The organism is Xanthomonas euvesicatoria pv. euvesicatoria, from assembly GCF_020880415.1.
GTDB classification, from domain to species: Bacteria; Pseudomonadota; Gammaproteobacteria; order Xanthomonadales; family Xanthomonadaceae; genus Xanthomonas; species Xanthomonas euvesicatoria.
On record NZ_JAJIUJ010000090.1, the window covers coordinates 49424 to 66512 of the forward strand.

The following is a 17089-nucleotide window of genomic DNA, read 5'->3' on the forward strand; positions in this document are numbered from 1 at the left end:
GCGGCAGAGCAAAGGCCCACGCTTGAGCTCGCAGGAAGACCTGCCGATCATCAATAGGAATACTGGATATGAGATATAGGAAATATTTCGGACTGTTTTCCGCAACACTATTTTTGGCGACGTCCGCATATGGTCAGAATTATCGTGCGGCGACGACGCCATCCAGCTCGCTGGTAACAACGCAGAAAAGTTTATATCGCGCCGGATCTAACGAATCGCAATCCATCGTCGCTTGGATCAAGCAGCACTCACCAAAGTATCCGCCGCTGTTACCGACGAGTAGCCTGAGTGTCTCCCGCAGCATAGTCTCGACCGGATTGATTAGTATTCAGTCCGGGCCGGATGGTCCACCGGTTCCTTTGCCCGCCAGCGGCGTCCCTGGCGAGAAAATTACAATCCGTAACGAATTTCCTGGCGGGGCATTTGAACAATGGGATTACGAATGGGCTGGTCAGTCAGGTGGATCATGGCAACTGACAGGCTATCAATTCAGTGCCCCGACAAGTAAAGGCGACAACGACAACCCGCGTCAGCCTTTCTGATTTCTTTTCCTCCGCATAATTGTCGGCCAGCTCCTCTCGCTTGTTTGGGAAGAGGAGCATGGGATATTTGCAGAAGTTCCGGCGAGGCCCAGCATCGCGTCAGAGTCAGCGCTTTCAGTCAACTTTGCGCAGCACTTGGCAATAGACCGTCTTGCGGGCCGGCTATTGCAGGGGATCGATGGAGTTACACCGCCCACTGTGTTGCCGCGCCTGCACAGGCCATTGATGCGCACGCAACATTCCTCCACCTAGGCTGAGGTCAGGCACACACCGGAGAAAGCATTATGACGCGCGCCTTATTCGTAGGTGGAGTGGTCGATAACAGCGAAATGGACTTGGACGACATGCCCCCGCCCATGCACTACCCCGCCAATACCGGCGCAGGTCGCCCCCGATACCGCCTGCACCAGATCGGCGAGCGCGCCGATGGCAGCGTGGCCTACGCAGTCTATGGCGCACCAGAATTGGCCGACGAGGAAATCCAGCGCGTTGCCGAAGAAAGGGGATATGCGCGTCGCTTCTGCGCCTCGCCGGAGGTGCCTCGCTGAAGGGGCTAGTCCACTTGGCCACGCGGCCCGCTGTCGGCTCAACGCGCCTTCGGCGTCACCTGCCAGATCACATTGCCCACATCGTCGGCCACCAGCAGTGCGCCGCGACTGTCAGATGCCACACCCACCGGGCGGCCCTGCGCATTGCCTTCGGCATCCAGGAATCCATCCAGCACCGTGATCGGCGGGCCGTTGGGCTTGCCATCGGCGAACGGGACAAACAACACCTTGTAGCCGCTGGGCGGGTCGCGATTCCACGAGCCGTGCTGGCCGATGAAGGCGCCCTGGCGGAAACGCTCGGGCAACAAGGTACCGCTGGCGAAGCTCAGGCCGAGCGATGCGGTATGCGGGCCGAGCGCGTAATCGGGCTTGATCGCCTTGGCCACCAGTTCGGCATTCTGCGGTTTGACCCGCTCGTCCACATGCTGGCCGTAGTAGCTGTACGGCCAGCCGTAGAAACCGCCGTCGCGCACCGAGGTGAGGTAGTCCGGCACCAGGTCGCTGCCGATCTCGTCGCGCTCGTTGACCACCACCCACAGCGATTTGCTCTGCGGCTCCCATGCGGTGCCCACCGGGTTGCGCAAGCAGCCGGCGAAGACGCGGCTGCTGCCGGTGGCCGGGTCGATTTCCAGGATCGCCGCACGATTGAGCTCGGCTTCCATGCCGTTTTCGGCCACGTTGCTGTTGGAACCGACGCCGACATAGAGCTTGCTGCCGTCCGGGCTGGCCAGCAGCGACTTGGTCCAGTGATGGTTGATGCCGCCGGGCAGATTGGCCACGAAAGTCGGCTTGGCGGTGAGATGCGTGTCGCCGGGCTTGTACGGAAAACTCACCAGCGCATCGGCGTTGGCGACATAGAAGCGGTCGCCGATCAGCGCCATGCCGAACGGCGAAAACAGCCCGCTGACGAACTGCGTGCGCACTTCTGCCACGCCGTCGCCGTCGGCCTCGCGCAGCAAGGTGATGCGATTGGCGCTCGCCACCGCCGCGCCGGCCTTTTTCATCATCGCGCCCTGCACTTTCTTGCGCAGCCCACCGCCCGCTTCGGCATCCTCGGGCTTGGGCGGCTCGGCCGTTTCGGCCACCAACACATCGCCATTGGGCAGCACGTAGACCCAGCGCGGGTGATCCAGATCGCGCGCAAACGCAGCAACCTGCAGATCGTCGGCCGCGATGGGCTTGGCATTGGCTGCCCAGCGTTTGACCGGCGCCACCTTGACGGTGGGAATCAGACGCTTCACCGGCTCGGGCAATTGCGGGTCCGGCCCGGTTCCCTGTTCGATCGCCAATGTTGCCGTGTCGCCGCACGCGGCGAGGACGGCCAGCGCCATCAACGACAGCGGCCAGCGAGCGAACTTCAATCGGGATGCATTCATTGCGGGCAAATCCTGGACGGTTGCGTCAGCCAGCGATCATGCCGCCAACGCGACGGCGAGAAGTAAACACACCGTCAACACACCACCGTCACGGCATGACTTGCGGATCGGCGCCCAGCAACAACGGGTGCACCGCCACGATCCGGTCCATCCAGATCCATTGCGGCTCTTGCGATGCATCCAGCTGGTCCAGCCGCAGCTGACCGTTCAATCCCTCGTTGTCGTGGTCGTCCAGATAGGTCTGCAGGCTTGGGCGCACGGCAACCGTGCCGCTGATCATGCTGCCGTCGTCGAGCTCGATGCGCACACGCTCCTGACCATCGAGCAGGGACACCCAATGTTCGAGCGTGGCGATCTGGACCTGTTCGGAATACACGTGCGGGGCATGCTTGGGCATTGCGCGATCTCCGTGAGCTGAGCGCACCACGCTAGGCCAGCATGCGTGAAAGAGGCAGAAAACGTGTCGTGTGCCGGTGCTCGGCATTGGCGCGGCATTGGCGCCACGCATGCGCACGCATCCGTCTTCCAGCGCGGCCACGCTGCAACGGTGGTGAAAGGCTCATCCACGAAACCACCTGTGCGTCGCATGACGATCGGTTGTTCTGGGGTAGATCGGCGCCTCATGGAAAGACGCCAGGTACGCAAGCCACACACACGCTACTGCGCATCCAACGCGTCGCCTCACCACCTTGCGGTGACCCGCTGCGCGGCTGTGCGCTGCGCGCCGGTTACTCCACCGCCTGGCGCGCGGCACGCACGGCCGTGACCAGTTGCGCCACGCTGTAGGGCTTGGCCAGATGTTCCTGAAACCCGGACTCCAGCGCGCGCTTGCGGTCGTCTTCGCGGGCCAGCGCGGTGACTGCCACGGCCGGCAACGCGGTGGCATCCAGCCCGAGGTTTTCGCGCACGGTACGGATCAAGCCGTAACCGTCCATGCCCGGCATGCCGATATCGGTCAGCATCAGATCGAAGCGAGCGTGGCCACGATGATCGATCAATGCCAGCGCATCGGTGGCGCTGCCGGCGACCACCACTTCGGCGCCCTGCTCTTCGAGCAGACGCCGCAGATAATCGAGCATGTCCGGTTGATCTTCGACCGCCAGCAGGCGCAAGCCATTGAGCGCGCGCGCTTCGACGATCTGTTCGGACATCAGACGCCGCCGCAGCTCGCGGCGTGGGCGCTTGGCCTGGTCGGGAATATGTTCCGGCAGCCGCACGGTGAAGGTCGCGCCCTTGCCACGGCCGCCACTGGTGGCGCCGACCTGTCCGCCGTGCATTTCCACCAGCTGCTGCACGATCGCCAGGCCCAGACCCAGCCCGCCATGCTGGCGCGTGGTGGTGCCGTCGGCCTGGCGGAAACGACCGAACAGGTGCGGCAGGAATTCGGCTGCAATGCCATCGCCGGAATCGCAGACCGAGACCACCAGATGCCCATCGTCGCGCTCGATTTTGACGTCGATACGACCATGTGCCGGGGTGAACTTGATTGCGTTGGACAGCAGGTTCCACAACACCTGCTGAAGGCGCGTGGCATCGCCAAGCACCAGGCAGGGCGTGGGCGGCACGTGCAGCTCCAGGACCTGGTCCTTGCCTTCGGCAGCCAGTTCCTGGGTGTTCAAGGCTTCGCGCACCTGCTCGACCAGATCCAGCGATTCGACTTCCAGCTGCACCTTGCCCAGCAACATGCTGCTGAGATCGAGCATGTCGGAAATCAGCCGCTTCTGCGCACGTGCGCTGCTGGCGATCACCGACAGCCCCTTGTAATACGGCTGGCCTTCTTCGACCCGCTGCAGCAGCAACTCGCTCCAGCCCAGGATGGTGGTCAGCGGGGTACGCAATTCGTGCGACAGCGTGGCCAGGAACTCGTCCTTCAACCGCGCCATGCTTTCGGCCTCGTTGCGCGCGCTGCGCTCGGATTCCAGCAATTGCTCGCGCGCCAGTTCGATCTCGCGCTGCTCGGTCACGTCCGGGCTGCTGCCGGCCAGCCCGATGAAGCGGCCGTCGGCCGAATAGCGCGGCGTTGCGGTCATTTCGATCCAGCGCCACTGCCCATCATGGCGGCGCGCGCGCACCAGCGCGCGCAGGCCGCGCTGTTCCTGCAGCGATGCGGCCAGCTCGAACTGGAACGTCGGCAAGTCGTCCGGATGCAGCAGTTCGCTCCACGCCGACACCGTACCGCTGGAAATATCCAGGCCAAAAAATTCGCCATACGCGCTGTTGACGAAGCGCACCACGCCTTGCGCGTCCAGCACCCAGACCGGCATCGGCAAGCCGTCGGCCAGCGCACTGAAGCGCGCCTCGCTCTCGGCCAGCTCGCGCTCGACGCGTTTGCGCTCGGTGATGTCCATGAACAGGATCGCCACCCGTGCCTGCTCCGGCTGCCCGACCCGGAACGCATCCACCGAATACCAGCGCTTGAGCGCCTTGGCCTGCATTTCGAAGTGGATGCGGTTGCCGGTGCGCGCGACGTGGCCGTAGCGGTCGAACCATTCCTGCTCGTGCTCGGGGAGCAGGTTGCGGATGGAGACGTTCAGTGCGTTGGGCGACAGGCCGGTGTAGCGCTCGAAGGCACCATTGGTGGTGCGGATCACATAGTCCACCGCCTGCTCGCCGTCGAATACCATGTCGATGACGCAAAACCCGGCATCGATGTTGTGGAAAATCTCGTGATACATCGCCGGGTCCAGAAACGGCTCGGCGATGGCGGCCGGCAGTGCGGCAGCCAGCGTAGGGCTGGAAGAAGGAGTGCTCAAATCGGAAACCACGGATGCTGCCGGAGCGGATGACGGGCAGATGAAACCATGCCTGATGTCGTCAGCGGGTGCACGTGGGGCTGGGCAAGTTCACGCTTTCCTCGCCCAGCCACGTGTTCACCACAAGGTGGTGGCGGCGAATCCGATGCAGGTTGCCAGCACCACGATGCCGGCGATCACGCCGCGAAACACCCATTCGCCCTCGCGACGCAGCTGTTCGTCCATCCAGCGTTGCGCTTCCTCGCGCCAGGCGGTGGACCGTGCGTAATCGGAGTCAAGCAGCAACAGGCGGACCCGGGCCACCCCCATCTGCGCGCATTCCTCGCGGCAGCGCTGGCTGAAGCCGTCTTCCCCACCGGCAATCTGCGCGCCCACCGGCAATTGCAGTTCGAGTTCATGCCTGGACATAACGGGGACGCTCCTGATCAAGCTCATGTTCCAGCGCCATGCGCGCCAGCTGGGTGTAGTTAGCACGCGGACCCTGTCCACGGCCGGTGAGCATTCCCTGGTAGTCCAGGTCGTGCCAGACCCGGCCCGTCCACTCCACGCAATCTTCGGCAATGACCAGCATCAGCGAGTAGCGGTAATCCAGGCCATTGGCCGCGGTATAGGTGTAGACCGGCGGGAACTGCACGGCCACATCCACCTGGCGCGCCAGTGCAGCCAGATGCTCGCGAAGCGCCGCGCGCGGATCGGCACCGGGCTCCAGCTGCAGCGCGCGCGTGGCCAGATCCAGGTCGACCTCGCTCTGCAGTGCCACGAAAGCGGCCGCGCCGGAGGCGGGGTTGTGCCCGTGCTGCTTGGCCCAGTCGATGAATTGCAAACGCACATCCGACGGCATGTGAGCCGGCGCCAAAGACGCTGATTTTGTGCGGAAAGTGTGGGTGTCCATGCTGGCGATCTTCCGGGCTGTGCCGTGAAGCGCGGGCGCAGGCGCAGTGAACCCGCCGTCATGGTGTTCCGCAAGCGGATTAACCGCGCGGCAACGTGGTGACGAACCCAGGCGTGCAGCGCGTTGCGGGCGTTCTGAGGCGCCCCCACACTGCGAAAACAGCCGGTACACACCGTACCTTCCGCTTGGAGGCTTTCGATGAAACTTTCCAATCTTTCCGGCGCCAGCCTGCTGCTGGCCGGTGTGCTTGCCGCGACCGGTGCGCAGGCCGGGGTGCGCAACGTCACCGACCCCGATGCGCCGCGCGCGCTTGGCAGCGACGGCAAGGTAGACGTGCGCTGGACCGACCCTGCGCAGTTCTCCGAGATGCGCTTCAGCGGCAACCGTTGGGAGGCGCAACGCGGCGATTGGGTGACCCAGCTGGCCACCCACTTCCAGAAGAGCGCAGCGCGCCAGTTGCCCGATGGCCAGCATCTGAGCGTGATCATTACCGACATCCGCCGCGCCGGCCAGTACGAGCCCTGGCACGGGCCGCGCATGCAGGACGTGCGCGTGGTCAAGGACATCTACCCGCCGCGCCTGAGCTTCACCTACACGCTGACCGGCGCCGATGGCCGCGTGATCGACCAGGGCGAACGCAAGCTGGTGGATTCGGCTTTTCTGATGAGCGGACCGCGCCTGACCGACAGCGATCCGCTGCGCTTCGAGAAGGCGATGATCGACGATTGGGTGCGCAAGCAGTTCCGTGGCGATCGCAGTACCGCCGGATTGTGAGTTGCCGCTGGAAGCCCCTCTCCCGTCGGGGCGCCACGGCACAGCTTGCGCGCCACTGGCGCGCGTGCCTTGGTACGACTGCGCCGCTGGCGCAGGCCGGCGCGCGGAGCGGGGGGGGGTTGGGGGAGAGGGTACCGCGCGCAGCACGCGTGGCATTCAAACTGCACGCAGCTTCGCTCGCACCCTCATCCGGCGCTACGCGCCACCTTCTCCCTGGGGGAGAAGGGATGCACCTATGCTGAAAGTTTGCCTACTGCCGCCTCCCCCACATAGATCCGCGGTACCCGCTTGAGCCCGCACAGCAGCTGGTAGGCGCTGACGTTGCATTGCGCTGCCAGCGCGCTGACCTGCGGTGCGTCGCCCCACAGCTGCACCGGCGTGCCGATGTCGGCCTGCGGGTGGTCGGTGAGGTCCACGGTGAGCATGTCCATCGAGACGCGACCGATCAACGGGCAGATCTGCCCGTCCACCAGCACCGGGGTGCCGTTGGGCGCGAACTGCGGATAGCCGTCGGCATAGCCCATCGCCACCACGCCGACACGCGTGGGTCGTTCGGCAACGAAGCGGGCGCCGTAGCCCACCGGCTCGCCGGCCGGCAACTCGCGCACCGAAATGATGCGCGAGCGCAGCGTCATCACCGGACGCAGTTGCGCGGTGTTTTCGGTGTGCTGCGGGAACGGGTTGGCGCCGTACAACATCAGCCCGGGGCGCGACCAATCGTTGCGCAGCGCCGGCCAGCCAAGAAGGCCGGGCGAATTGCGCAGGCTGGTTTCTGCGCGCATGCCGCCGGCGGTGAGCGCAAAGGCCACCGCCTGCTCGTCGGTGCGGCTGCAGTCCAGCTCGTCGGCACGTGCCAGGTGGGTCATCAGCACCAGCGAGGCGATCTGCGGTAGCCCGCGCAGGCGCAACCAGGCGGCGCGGAAATCCTCCGGCGACAGGCCCAGCCGATGCATGCCGCTGTCCATCTTCAACCACACCCGCAACGGCCGCGGGCTCTGGAACTCGGCCAGCGCGCGCACCTGCTGCTGCGTGGCCGCCACCGTCCACAGATCGTGCTCGGCGATCAGGCGCAACTCGTCGTGTTCGAAAAATCCCTCCAGCAACAGGATCGGCGCACGGATGCCGGCCTGGCGCAGTTCCAGCGCCTCTTCGATGCAGGCCACTGCAAAGCCATCGGCTTCCGGCTCCAGCGCCTGCGCGCAGCGCACTGCACCATGCCCGTACGCGTCGGCCTTGACCACCGCCAGCGCCTTGCTGCCGCCCAGGCGCCTGGCCAGGCGGTAGTTGTGGCGCAACGCCTCCAGATCGATCGACGCTTGCGCAGGACGCACTACGCGGCCTCCCGCTGCGCGCGCGCGCTGCGCGGCGACAGGTAGCGGAACACGTCCAGACCTTCGGTATCGATCTCCGGCGTGCGGCCCTGCATGAGGTCGGCCAGGTAGCGCCCCGAACCGCAGGCCATGGTCCAGCCCAGCGTGCCATGCCCGGTGTTGAGGAACAGGTTGGCATAGGGCGTGGCGCCCACCACCGGGGTGCCGTCCGGGGTGGCCGGGCGCAGGCCGGTCCAGAACTCGGCCTGGGCCAGATCGCCGCCGCCGGGGAACAGGTCGTTGACGACCATTTCCAGGGTGGCGCGACGACGCGGATTCAACGACAGATCGAAGCCGGCCACCTCGGCCATGCCGCCGACGCGGATGCGGTCGTCGAAACGGGTGAGCGCGATCTTGTAGCTCTCGTCCAGTACGGTGGAGGTCGGCGCGCGCTGCGCATCGACGATCGGGATGGTGAGCGAATAGCCCTTGAGCGGGTACACCGGCAGGTGCAGGCCGAGCGAGAGCAGCAAATCGGCCGAATAGCTGCCCAGCGCCAGCACGTAGCGGTCGGCAGTTTCCATGCGGCCATCGATCTGCACGCCGCTGACCTGGCCGCCAGCGTGCTCCAGCCGCTCGATCTGCTGCCCGTAGCGGAACGTGACGCCTGCCTGCGCGGCCAGTTCGGCCAGGCGCTGGGTAAACAGCCGGCAGTCGCCGGTCTGGTCTTCGGGCAGGCGCAGCGCGCCGGCCATCTGCGCGCCGCCGCCGGCCAGGCCGGGTTCGAACTGCGCGATCTGCGCCGGGCTCAGCAGCTCGTACGGTACGCCGTACTGGGCCAGCACCTCGATGTCCTGCGCGGCCGCATCCAGCTGCTGCTGGGTGCGGAACAACTGCGTGGTGCCAAGCTGGCGGCCTTCGAATTCGATGCCGGTCTCGGCGCGCAAGGCGTTGAGGCAATCGCGGCTGTAGTCGGACATGCGCACCATGCGCGCCTTGTTCACCGCATAGCGTTCGGCGGTGCAGTTGCGCAGCATCTGGCTCAGCCAGGCCAGCTGGCGCAGGTCGCGGGTGGGGCGGATCGACAGCGGTGCGTGCTGCTCGAACAGCCATTTCACCGCTTTGCCGGGCACGCCGGGCGCCGCCCACGGCGAGGTGTAGCCGAACGACAGCTGGCCGGCGTTGGCGTAGCTGGTCTCCAGCGCCGCTGCCGGCTGGCGGTCGACCACGGTCACTTCGCAACCGGCCTGCGCCAGGTACCACGCACTGGTCACGCCGATGACGCCGCTGCCGAGAATGAGCACACGCATGTCGTTCTCCTGAAAAGGGCATTCCCCCACAACCACACGCCGAGGGGGACAGTTAGACGCAGTATATTGCGAGCCAGGCAGTGCCATTTCTGGAATCGGCACGGCTTTGCAGTGAAACTTCCTGCCAAACCCTGCGCAGACAAACCCCATGAGCACCCGCGCCCGCGAGCTGGACAAGATCGACCGCAAGATCCTGCGCATCCTGCAGCAGGAGGGGCGGATTTCGTTCACCGAACTGGGCGAGCGGGTCGGCCTGTCGACCACGCCGTGCACCGAGCGCGTGCGCCGGCTGGAGCGCGACGGCGCCATCACCGGCTATTACGCGCGACTGGACCCGCACTATCTCAAGGCCAGCCTGCTGGTGTTCGTGGAGATCAGCCTGGCCTACAAGTCCGGCGACATCTTCGAAGAATTCCGCCGCGCCGCGCTGAAGCTGCCCAACGTGCTGGAGTGCCACTTGGTCTCTGGAGACTTCGACTACCTGCTCAAGGCGCGCATCAGCGAGATGGCGTCCTACCGCAAGTTGCTCGGCAGCACCTTGCTGACCATGCCGCATGTGCGCGAATCCAAGAGCTACATCGTGATGGAAGAGGTCAAGGAGACGCTGGCGTTGCCGATCGCCGATTGAGGCGGGGATCCGGGATCCGGGATTGGCGGTTGGCGGTTGGCGGTTGGCGGTTGGCGGTTGGCGGTTGGCGCCATCAGATCGCGCTGCTGCTGTCAGCGCACCACGCGCATGCCATCGCCCGCCGGTACCGCGTCGCGGTAGCGGCCGGTCTTGGTATCCAGCACCCGGTTGGCGCCGGCCGGCTGCATGCCCTGCAGCAGACGGCCGTTGCGGTCGTAGACCATCGGCTTGGTCGGCGCCACCTGGCTGCCGGCAGGCGCGACCGGCATTTGTGCCGGCCCATGCGTGGGGATGCTCGGCGCGACCGAGCGTTGCCCCAGTTGCGAAGGCACCGGTGCGGCCGAAGGCGCCGGCTGCAGCGCGCGCGGCGGCGTTACCGTGGGCGGGACGGGCGTCGGCGTGGTGATGGGCTGCAAGGTCGTGGATGAGCGCGTGGTGGTGGCCGACTGCGCCGCCACCGCGCCGGTCAGCGTCAGTAGAACGCATAGCAGAACGCGGCGGCTTGATGCGTGGATCGCCATGACAGGCACCTTGCGTGTTCGAGGGTCATGCAGTGATTGGGGCGCAAGGACGCTGCGGCAATGCATGCGACCGGCCGGGGGATGAACGCTTTCGCAAGGTGGTTGCGGTGCGAAGAAGGGCTGACCTCCGCCGCAGTGGCGGGCCGTTGGCTGCGTCTCACCGGTTGAACCACCCCGACACTGCCCACATCACGGAAGCAGGCGCCGGCACCCCGCTGGCGAGCGCATGCGAGAGCCCCATGAGCCAGTTCGATCTGACCCCTCCCTCCCCCGCCCAACGCGATGCCCTGATCGCCGGGCTCAGCGACGAGGAACAGCGCGTGCTGCTGCACCATGGCACCGAGGCGCCATTCTGCGGGGTGTTTCTGGACAACAAGCTGGACGGTGTCTACACCTGCCGGCTGTGCGGGCTGCCGCTGTTCCGTTCCAGCGCCAAATTCGAGTCCGGCACCGGCTGGCCGAGCTTCTTTGCGCCCTACGACCCGGCCCATGTGCGCGAGATCCGCGACACCAGCTACGGCATGATCCGCACCGAAATCGTCTGCGCGCGCTGCGACAGCCACCTGGGCCATGTGTTCCCGGACGGCCCGCCGCCCACCGGCGAGCGCCACTGCCTGAACTCGGTCTCGCTGGGCTTCACCGAAAACGGCCAGGCCCTGCCGAACCCGCTGCAGCGCCAAGGCGCCGAGGCGCAACCGGCCTGATGGCGCCGCGTCTGTGGGCCACCGCCGTTGCAGTGCCCGGGAGGAAGTAAACAACGCCTGCCTGCGCTTTTGCGCGCCATGACAGCCACCGCCTGCACGCGACTCGAGCCGGCAATGTCGATGTGCAGATCGGTCGCCGGCGAGAGACCCAGATACGGCTTGATTTCCATACGGCCGGCCACATGCAGGCTAGGTCCCAGCGGTAAAGCGGTCGCGTGTTCAGTCATAGGCAGGCCTTCCGGCCCCGGCGCGCAAGATGCACGCCCTTGGGGCGCCGGGCCGGCGCCCAGGTCCCAACCGCCGCAAACACGGCGGCAATCCGAACCAGGCAGGAGTACGCAGATGCACACGTCCTCATCCCTGATGCTCACCGGCCTGCTGGCGGCCGCACTCGCCGGCTGCAGCGCAGGTAGCCCGCCCCCGGCAGCGCAGGCGGGCAAGCCCGCACACGCCCAGCCAGCCGGTGTCCAAACCGATGCCCGCCCGCTTGCCACAGGCACCGACGCCAGCGTGACCGGCCCGCTGCCGCGTCCGGCCAAGACGCCCGCTCCAGCGGCGGCGGCGGCGGCCGACCCCGCGCTTCCCGCGCAGACGGTGGCCTGGCGCTGCGGCCCGCGCACGGTCGCGACACGTTTCGATGCGGCCACCGATGCCCTGCAGCTGACCCTCGACGACCGCAGGCTGATCCTGCTCAGTGCCCAGGCAGCATCCGGGGCGCGCTTTGCCGATGCGCAGGGCAACCAATTCTGGGAACACGCCGGCGAAGCGACACTGTCGCTGGCAGGCGGCGAGGCGATCAGATGCGTGCATGAGACCGCCACCACAATCGGTTAGACATTCAGCTACAGCGCACGTCTTCACGCCATGCGCTTCAAGAATCGCCCGCGCAAGCCGAAACCACTAGCAACCCCAGTTTGCTTCCGGCTGCGCCATGCTCATCATCGTTGGCTTCATCGTCGTCATCGTCAGCGTCCTCGGCGGCTACGTGCTGTCGCACGGAAAGCTGGGCGCGTTGTGGCAGCCGTACGAGCTGATGATCATCGGTGGCGCGGCGCTGGGCGCGTTCCTGGTCAGCACGCCGGGCAAGATCGTCAAGGAAACCCTCAGCGGCATCATGGGCGTGTTCAAGGGCCCGCAGTACAAGTCCGAGGACTACAAGGACACCCTGAGCCTGATCTACGAACTGCTGAACAAGGCGCGCCGCGACGGCTTCATGGCGCTGGAAGACCACGTCGAAAAGCCGCAGGACAGCACCATCTTCGGCAACTACCCCAAGGTGGTGGCCGACCATCACCTGCTGGACTTCATCACCGACTGCCTGCGCCTGATGATCGGCAGCAACATTGAGCCGCACGAGCTGGAACCGCTGCTCGAACTGGAACTGGAAAAACACCATCACGAAGCCCTGGCGCCGTCGCATGCGCTGAGCAAGGTCTCCGACGGCCTGCCCGGCTTCGGCATCGTGGCGGCGGTGCTCGGCATCGTGATCACCATGGGCTCGATCGGCGGGCCGATCGAGGAGATCGGCCACCACGTCGGCGCCGCGCTGGTGGGCACCTTCCTCGGCATCCTGCTGGCCTACGGCTTCGTCTCGCCGTTGTCGGCGGCGATGGAAGCGCGGGCCGAGCAGGACGGGCGCATCTACGAAGCGGTCAAGACCGCGCTGCTGGCCTGCCTGCGTGGCTACAACCCGAAGATCGCGCTGGAATTCGCGCGCAAGACCCTGCCCTCCAACGTGCGTCCGAGCTTCGGCGATTTCGAAACGCACCTGAAGACGATCAAGTAGGGCCGCGGTCATGGCCGAGGCCAAATCCACCGTCATCATCCGACGGGTCAAGAAGGTACAAGGTGGCGGCCATCATGGCGGCGCCTGGAAGGTGGCGTTTGCCGACTTCGTGACCGCGATGATGGCCTTCTTCCTGGTGCTGTGGCTGATGGCGGCCACCACCAAGGAACAGCGCGCGGCGATCTCCGAATACTTCCGCAACCCCAGCCCGCTGTCCGGCAAATCGCCGGCGCCTTCGCCCGGCATGAACGGACCCGGTGGCGCCAGCACCTCGATGATCAAGCTCGGCGGTACCGCCGACATGGCCAAGGGGCAGAAGGACGAAATGGGCCGCAAGCGCGACAACGCGGCCGATACCGACGTGGACAGCCGCGCCAAGGACAAGAGGCGCCTGGAAGCGCTGATGCAGGACCTGAAGGAGGCCATCGACAAGAGCCAGGCGCTGGAGCCGTTCAAGGACCAGCTGCTGCTGGACCTCACGCCAGATGGCCTGCGCATCCAGATCGTGGACAAGCAGAACCGCCCGATGTTCGACATCGGCCGCGACCAGCTCAAGCCGTATACGGTGGCGATCCTGCGCGAGCTGTCCAGCTTCATCAACCAGGTGCCCAACCACATCAGCATCACCGGCCATACCGACACCACCGCCTACAGCAGCGATGCCGGCTACACCAACTGGGAACTCAGCGCCGACCGCGCCAATGCCGCGCGCCGCGCCCTGGTGGCCGGGGGCATGTCCGATGCCAAGGTGACGCGTGTGGTGGGGCTGTCCTCGTCGGTGCTGTTCGACAAGACCGATCCGCAGAACCCGATCAACCGCCGCATCAGTATCGTGGTGATGACCCAGGACGCCGAAAACGCAGCGCTGGCCGGCGCAGACCAGGGCGTGGCACTGGGCAAGTCGCTGCACGATGCCGACACCCAGGTGCCGGATCTGAGCGGCGCCGCGGCCACCGGCACCGCCACCGTGGGGACGCCTGCCGAAAGCGCAAAACCGGCCGCGGCCCCGCCAGTCGCCGCCGCCGCGGCTGCGACCCCGGCTCCGGCCCTGGCATCGGCAGGAACTGCTGCTGCGCGTCCGGCAGGACCACGCATGTCGTCCAGCGCGCAGGTGGCCTCTGCCACGGCGCTCGCCAAAGCGGCCGAAGCGGCGGTGGAGAAGCGGTAACGCAGGCCGGCAGGCTTGGTGGCGCGGGCCGGGATTTTCCGGATTCGCCAGGCACTCGACACCGGGAGATGGCCTGCGGCGGTTCGGGCTTGGGGCGTCCTGGTGGCGGCTCTCAGGTCGGTGCCTGCGGAGACGGTGCCCCCCCCGGCGGCCGGTTCGCATCCACGGGCCAACTCCGCTACGCATCGCATCGTGCGGCGCACGCTCTAGAATGGCCGGCCATTCCCAGCGTCGAGAACACCGTGTCCCGTAATTCCAAGGCCAAGCGCGACAAGCGCAAGAAGCAGCAGCCCAAGCGCCCCTTCGTCCGTCTGGGCCAGGCGCCCCAGGTCACCAACCATGCCGTGCTGCAGGACGCCGATGGCCGCGTGGTCGCCGCGATCGGCCTGCAGGGTGGCAGCGAGTGGATGCTGTCGATCGGCGGCCAGACCATGGGCAGCGCCAACAACCCGGTCCCGATGCTGGCCATGCTCAAGCACCTGGCCAACCTGCAGGAAGCCGAAGGCAAGACCATTTCGCTGGAATATTCGACCCAGCTGCAGCAGATGATCGACGACCTGGCCGCCGACGAAGGCCAGACCGCCGAGGAATACCTGACCAAGCTGGTGTCCGAGTTCCAGAACGCCGATGCGGATGAAGACGGCGAGGCGGAAGACGCAGCACAGGACGCCGGCACCGAGGCCGGTGCTGACGACGCGGCTGAAGACGACACTGCCAGCACCACCGGCAGCGCTGCAGATGCCAGCGACGAGGCTTCCGACGCTGCAGCGGACGCGCCCGACGGCGACAGCGCCGGCAAGAAGCCGAAGAAGTCCAAGAAGGCCTGACCCGGCCGATGGCCGTCTACGTCGACGATGCGGTGCACCTGTGGCGCGACCAGCGCTGGGCGCACCTGCTCGGCGATACGCTGGACGAGCTGCATGCCATGGCGGCGCGGCTGGGCATTCCCCGCCGCGCCTTCCAGAACAAACTCAGCGGTGCGCACTACGACGTGCCCGCGCCGCTACGCCTTGAGGCCATTGCCCTGGGCGCCATTCCCATCTCCCGCCACACCGACCGCGCGCTGCTCAAGGGCTTGATCGCCAATGCGCGGGCGCAGGCGCGCGGCCAGGCGCCTTGAGAACCGGGATTGGGGAGTGGAGATTCGGGATTCGCAAGTGCCGGGCGATTGCGTCGATCACGTGCGCATAAGCACATCGGGAGGCCTGATTTGAACGCACGAGCAAGGCCATTTCCATCACGCGTCATGCCGGCAAGCGTGCTCCCAACCAAGCAGCGCATCTGTCTTGCTGCCGCTTGCCCAAACTTTCCGACCAGCCAGTGCGCGCATCAGCGTGGCGAACAAAACGTTGTGAACAGCCGTCAGGCGGATGCGAACGCCGCGGTGGTCCACCGATTCCGAGCAACAGCCGCACTCGCTCGGCGTCCGCACAGCCTGATGAGTGCGGCTTTACGTTTGTCGCAATTCAGCGCGCGCAAAGATCGACTCACGCGACAGCAAGCACGGGACCGCCCCTGCGAATCCCGAATGCCAAATCCCCAATCCCAACCCTCAGAACGCCTCATTCCCGAGCCGCACTTCCACCCCCAGCAACGAGGTCAGCGCCAGCATGGCGTCGTCGTCGCGGCTGAGCGCAATCCAGCCGGCGTAGGCGTCGCCACCGGTGTTCCAGTTCCACAGCGAGTAGCCGTGCTCGCGCAGGCGATCGAATGCCACCGCCATCAAATCGGGGACCTCCAGGTTGCCGGCGAAGTCTTCGTCGTCCAGGTCGCCGCCCCAATCGACGCGCAGGTTCCAGCGCGCACTGAGTTCGTCGATGGCGGCGATGAACGCATCGGCGTCCTTCCAGTCCACATAGAAACCCGAGCGCCAATCGATCACGTCCTTCAGCGCCCACAACCAGGCATCGTCGCCGTCGTCGCCATCGGTCTCGGCCTGCGTTTCGCGCCAGGCGTCGAACTGGGCCAGCGCGGTGTCCTCGTCGCCGGGGTTGATCAGCACCAGCAGGTTCCACACCCGCGCCGGATGGTCATCCACATCGTCTTCGTCGCCCTCGGGCTGCAGGCCTTCGTCGTCTTCGTAGTCGGCACTGTTGTCAGGCATTGCGGTCTCGTTTGCTGGAGTGCAGGGGCATAAAGTGTGAGGCCTGACGGCGCGCAAGCAAACCGATGGGCGCACGTCGTTGCGTCGCCGGGGCTGGTCTTCCCGGCGCAGGCCCGTATCCTGTGCGGCCGAAGACGGCTATCCCGGCCGCCATGACGCCTTTCCCATGAGCGATACCCCTCCCGATCACCTGGCCATCGACGCACGCAGCCCGTTCCACAACGCCGATGCCCTCAACCGCGGCGTCGGCGTGCGCTTCAACGGTATCGAACGCGACAACGTGGAGGAGTACTCGGTCAGCGAAGGCTGGATCAAGGTGCAGGTCGGCAAGGCACGCGACCGTCGCGGCAACCCGATGACGATGAAGATCAAGGGCGACGTGGTGGCCTACTTCCTGGACACCAGGCACGACGCCAAGCCTGCTGCCGAGTAAGAGCGGCTGACCAAACGACTTCACGCTGTTCCATTGCAGAGCTGCTGAGCGCGAGTTTGCTGCAGGCTCCTTGCCTGCCCACCATCGCCGGACACGCTGCAAGTACGTCCCTACAAGCTCTTACGCGGCATCCATGCCGCGTAAGGTCCGGCGACGGTAGGCGGGCAAGCACCTGTCGAGAGTGTCGGTCCGCAGGGTTCAAGCAAAGCAATCGACCAACTTTCTAGCGCGGTGCCCTTG

20 protein-coding genes are annotated in these 17089 nt (G+C 66.0%); 11 read left to right on the forward strand and 9 right to left on the reverse strand.

The window, feature by feature from the left end:
- Nucleotides 1–68 precede the first annotated feature (68 nt).
- A complete protein-coding gene (locus LN450_RS15160; protein ID WP_005911251.1) occupies nucleotides 69–542 on the forward strand; it encodes a hypothetical protein in 474 nt (157 codons plus the stop codon).
- A 284-nt stretch (nucleotides 543–826) separates the two neighbouring features.
- Nucleotides 827–1090 carry a hypothetical protein gene (locus tag LN450_RS15165; protein WP_011348681.1) on the forward strand — a complete coding sequence of 88 codons (264 nt, stop codon included), beginning with the start codon at nucleotides 827–829 and terminating at the stop codon, nucleotides 1088–1090.
- Nucleotides 1091–1128: 38 nt separating this feature from the next.
- Here LN450_RS15165 and LN450_RS15170 read toward each other — a convergent pair whose 3' ends face one another.
- From LN450_RS15170 to LN450_RS15190, 5 genes are all read right to left on the reverse strand, one after another.
- On the reverse strand, nucleotides 1129–2466 hold the full coding sequence (locus LN450_RS15170; RefSeq protein WP_057680366.1) for a PQQ-dependent sugar dehydrogenase: 1338 nt from the start codon (nucleotides 2464–2466) through the stop codon (nucleotides 1129–1131).
- An 88-nt stretch (nucleotides 2467–2554) separates the two neighbouring features.
- Nucleotides 2555–2863, reverse strand: a complete 309-nt coding sequence (locus LN450_RS15175; protein ID WP_011348683.1) for a DUF3247 family protein — start codon at nucleotides 2861–2863, stop codon at nucleotides 2555–2557.
- A 331-nt stretch (nucleotides 2864–3194) separates the two neighbouring features.
- Nucleotides 3195–5231: a PAS domain-containing hybrid sensor histidine kinase/response regulator gene (locus tag LN450_RS15180; protein ID WP_005911255.1), complete on the reverse strand. Its 2037-nt coding sequence runs from the start codon at nucleotides 5229–5231 to the stop codon at nucleotides 3195–3197.
- 105 nt (nucleotides 5232–5336) lie between these two features.
- Entirely contained in the window at nucleotides 5337–5627 is a 291-nt protein-coding gene (locus tag LN450_RS15185) for a hypothetical protein (protein WP_008578030.1), read from the reverse strand.
- Entirely contained in the window at nucleotides 5614–6060 is a 447-nt protein-coding gene (locus tag LN450_RS15190) for a hypothetical protein (protein ID WP_029820354.1), read from the reverse strand. Before LN450_RS15190 ends, LN450_RS15185 begins: the two co-directional genes overlap by 14 nt.
- Nucleotides 6061–6309: 249 nt before the next feature.
- Between LN450_RS15190 and LN450_RS15195 the strand changes: the two genes are divergently transcribed.
- A complete protein-coding gene (locus LN450_RS15195) occupies nucleotides 6310–6885 on the forward strand; it encodes a DUF3016 domain-containing protein (protein ID WP_011348685.1) in 576 nt (191 codons plus the stop codon).
- A 233-nt stretch (nucleotides 6886–7118) separates the two neighbouring features.
- On the opposite strand, the gene alr is transcribed toward LN450_RS15195, so the two are convergent.
- Both alr and LN450_RS15205 read right to left on the reverse strand, forming a co-directional pair.
- Nucleotides 7119–8216 (reverse strand): alanine racemase, encoded by a 1098-nt coding sequence (alr, locus tag LN450_RS15200; RefSeq protein ID WP_011348686.1) that lies wholly within the window; start codon nucleotides 8214–8216, stop codon nucleotides 7119–7121.
- Nucleotides 8216–9505 carry a D-amino acid dehydrogenase gene (locus LN450_RS15205; protein WP_008578034.1) on the reverse strand — a complete coding sequence of 430 codons (1290 nt, stop codon included), beginning with the start codon at nucleotides 9503–9505 and terminating at the stop codon, nucleotides 8216–8218. Before LN450_RS15205 ends, alr begins: the two co-directional genes overlap by 1 nt.
- A gap of 148 nt (nucleotides 9506–9653) precedes the next feature.
- Between LN450_RS15205 and LN450_RS15210 the strand changes: the two genes are divergently transcribed.
- On the forward strand, nucleotides 9654–10133 hold the full coding sequence (locus LN450_RS15210; RefSeq protein WP_007963043.1) for an Lrp/AsnC ligand binding domain-containing protein: 480 nt from the start codon (nucleotides 9654–9656) through the stop codon (nucleotides 10131–10133).
- Nucleotides 10134–10225: 92 nt separating this feature from the next.
- Here LN450_RS15210 and LN450_RS15215 read toward each other — a convergent pair whose 3' ends face one another.
- A complete protein-coding gene (locus LN450_RS15215; RefSeq protein WP_011348687.1) occupies nucleotides 10226–10654 on the reverse strand; it encodes a hypothetical protein in 429 nt (142 codons plus the stop codon).
- A 239-nt stretch (nucleotides 10655–10893) separates the two neighbouring features.
- Here LN450_RS15215 and msrB point away from each other — a divergent pair, with 239 nt between their 5' ends.
- The 6 genes from msrB to LN450_RS15245 all read left to right on the forward strand — a co-directional run bounded on the left by msrB (nucleotide 10894) and on the right by LN450_RS15245 (nucleotide 15432).
- Nucleotides 10894–11358 (forward strand): peptide-methionine (R)-S-oxide reductase MsrB, encoded by a 465-nt coding sequence (gene msrB / locus LN450_RS15220; protein ID WP_011348688.1) that lies wholly within the window; start codon nucleotides 10894–10896, stop codon nucleotides 11356–11358.
- Between the two features lie 342 nt (nucleotides 11359–11700).
- Nucleotides 11701–12192 carry an MliC family protein gene (locus tag LN450_RS15225; RefSeq protein WP_011348689.1) on the forward strand — a complete coding sequence of 164 codons (492 nt, stop codon included), beginning with the start codon at nucleotides 11701–11703 and terminating at the stop codon, nucleotides 12190–12192.
- Nucleotides 12193–12289: 97 nt separating this feature from the next.
- Nucleotides 12290–13144, forward strand: a complete 855-nt coding sequence (gene motA, locus LN450_RS15230) for a flagellar motor stator protein MotA (RefSeq protein ID WP_008573335.1) — start codon at nucleotides 12290–12292, stop codon at nucleotides 13142–13144.
- A gap of 10 nt (nucleotides 13145–13154) precedes the next feature.
- Nucleotides 13155–14312, forward strand: a complete 1158-nt coding sequence (motB, locus tag LN450_RS15235; RefSeq protein WP_005911263.1) for a flagellar motor protein MotB — start codon at nucleotides 13155–13157, stop codon at nucleotides 14310–14312.
- Nucleotides 14313–14554: 242 nt separating this feature from the next.
- Nucleotides 14555–15139 carry a hypothetical protein gene (locus tag LN450_RS15240; protein ID WP_039417925.1) on the forward strand — a complete coding sequence of 195 codons (585 nt, stop codon included), beginning with the start codon at nucleotides 14555–14557 and terminating at the stop codon, nucleotides 15137–15139.
- 8 nt (nucleotides 15140–15147) lie between these two features.
- On the forward strand, nucleotides 15148–15432 hold the full coding sequence (locus LN450_RS15245; protein ID WP_008573332.1) for a DUF4031 domain-containing protein: 285 nt from the start codon (nucleotides 15148–15150) through the stop codon (nucleotides 15430–15432).
- Between the two features lie 432 nt (nucleotides 15433–15864).
- Here the strand turns inward: LN450_RS15245 and LN450_RS15250 are convergent, their stop codons facing one another.
- Nucleotides 15865–16416: a DUF6630 family protein gene (locus tag LN450_RS15250; protein ID WP_039417923.1), complete on the reverse strand. Its 552-nt coding sequence runs from the start codon at nucleotides 16414–16416 to the stop codon at nucleotides 15865–15867.
- Nucleotides 16417–16582: 166 nt separating this feature from the next.
- Here LN450_RS15250 and LN450_RS15255 point away from each other — a divergent pair, with 166 nt between their 5' ends.
- Nucleotides 16583–16849 carry a DUF3297 family protein gene (locus LN450_RS15255; RefSeq protein ID WP_029820361.1) on the forward strand — a complete coding sequence of 89 codons (267 nt, stop codon included), beginning with the start codon at nucleotides 16583–16585 and terminating at the stop codon, nucleotides 16847–16849.
- Nucleotides 16850–17089 lie beyond the last annotated feature (240 nt).

Excerpts from the sequence above, each read along its gene's own strand:
- motB (WP_005911263.1), top strand. The coding sequence starts at position 13,155 with ATGGCCGAGGCCAAATCCACCGTCATCATCCGACGGGTCAAGAAGGTA.
- LN450_RS15250 (WP_039417923.1), bottom strand. The coding sequence starts at position 16,416 with ATGCCTGACAACAGTGCCGACTACGAAGACGACGAAGGCCTGCAGCCC.
- LN450_RS15190 (WP_029820354.1), bottom strand. The coding sequence starts at position 6,060 with ATGCCGTCGGATGTGCGTTTGCAATTCATCGACTGGGCCAAGCAGCAC.
- LN450_RS15185 (WP_008578030.1), bottom strand. The coding sequence starts at position 5,627 with ATGTCCAGGCATGAACTCGAACTGCAATTGCCGGTGGGCGCGCAGATT.
- msrB (WP_011348688.1), top strand. The coding sequence starts at position 10,894 with ATGAGCCAGTTCGATCTGACCCCTCCCTCCCCCGCCCAACGCGATGCC.
- LN450_RS15210 (WP_007963043.1), top strand. The coding sequence starts at position 9,654 with ATGAGCACCCGCGCCCGCGAGCTGGACAAGATCGACCGCAAGATCCTG.
- LN450_RS15170 (WP_057680366.1), bottom strand. The coding sequence starts at position 2,466 with ATGAATGCATCCCGATTGAAGTTCGCTCGCTGGCCGCTGTCGTTGATG.
- LN450_RS15225 (WP_011348689.1), top strand. The coding sequence starts at position 11,701 with ATGCACACGTCCTCATCCCTGATGCTCACCGGCCTGCTGGCGGCCGCA.
- LN450_RS15165 (WP_011348681.1), top strand. The coding sequence starts at position 827 with ATGACGCGCGCCTTATTCGTAGGTGGAGTGGTCGATAACAGCGAAATG.
- LN450_RS15245 (WP_008573332.1), top strand. The coding sequence starts at position 15,148 with ATGGCCGTCTACGTCGACGATGCGGTGCACCTGTGGCGCGACCAGCGC.
- LN450_RS15255 (WP_029820361.1), top strand. The coding sequence starts at position 16,583 with ATGAGCGATACCCCTCCCGATCACCTGGCCATCGACGCACGCAGCCCG.
- motA (WP_008573335.1), top strand. The coding sequence starts at position 12,290 with ATGCTCATCATCGTTGGCTTCATCGTCGTCATCGTCAGCGTCCTCGGC.
- LN450_RS15175 (WP_011348683.1), bottom strand. The coding sequence starts at position 2,863 with ATGCCCAAGCATGCCCCGCACGTGTATTCCGAACAGGTCCAGATCGCC.
- LN450_RS15160 (WP_005911251.1), top strand. The coding sequence starts at position 69 with ATGAGATATAGGAAATATTTCGGACTGTTTTCCGCAACACTATTTTTG.
- LN450_RS15205 (WP_008578034.1), bottom strand. The coding sequence starts at position 9,505 with ATGCGTGTGCTCATTCTCGGCAGCGGCGTCATCGGCGTGACCAGTGCG.
- LN450_RS15215 (WP_011348687.1), bottom strand. The coding sequence starts at position 10,654 with ATGGCGATCCACGCATCAAGCCGCCGCGTTCTGCTATGCGTTCTACTG.
- LN450_RS15195 (WP_011348685.1), top strand. The coding sequence starts at position 6,310 with ATGAAACTTTCCAATCTTTCCGGCGCCAGCCTGCTGCTGGCCGGTGTG.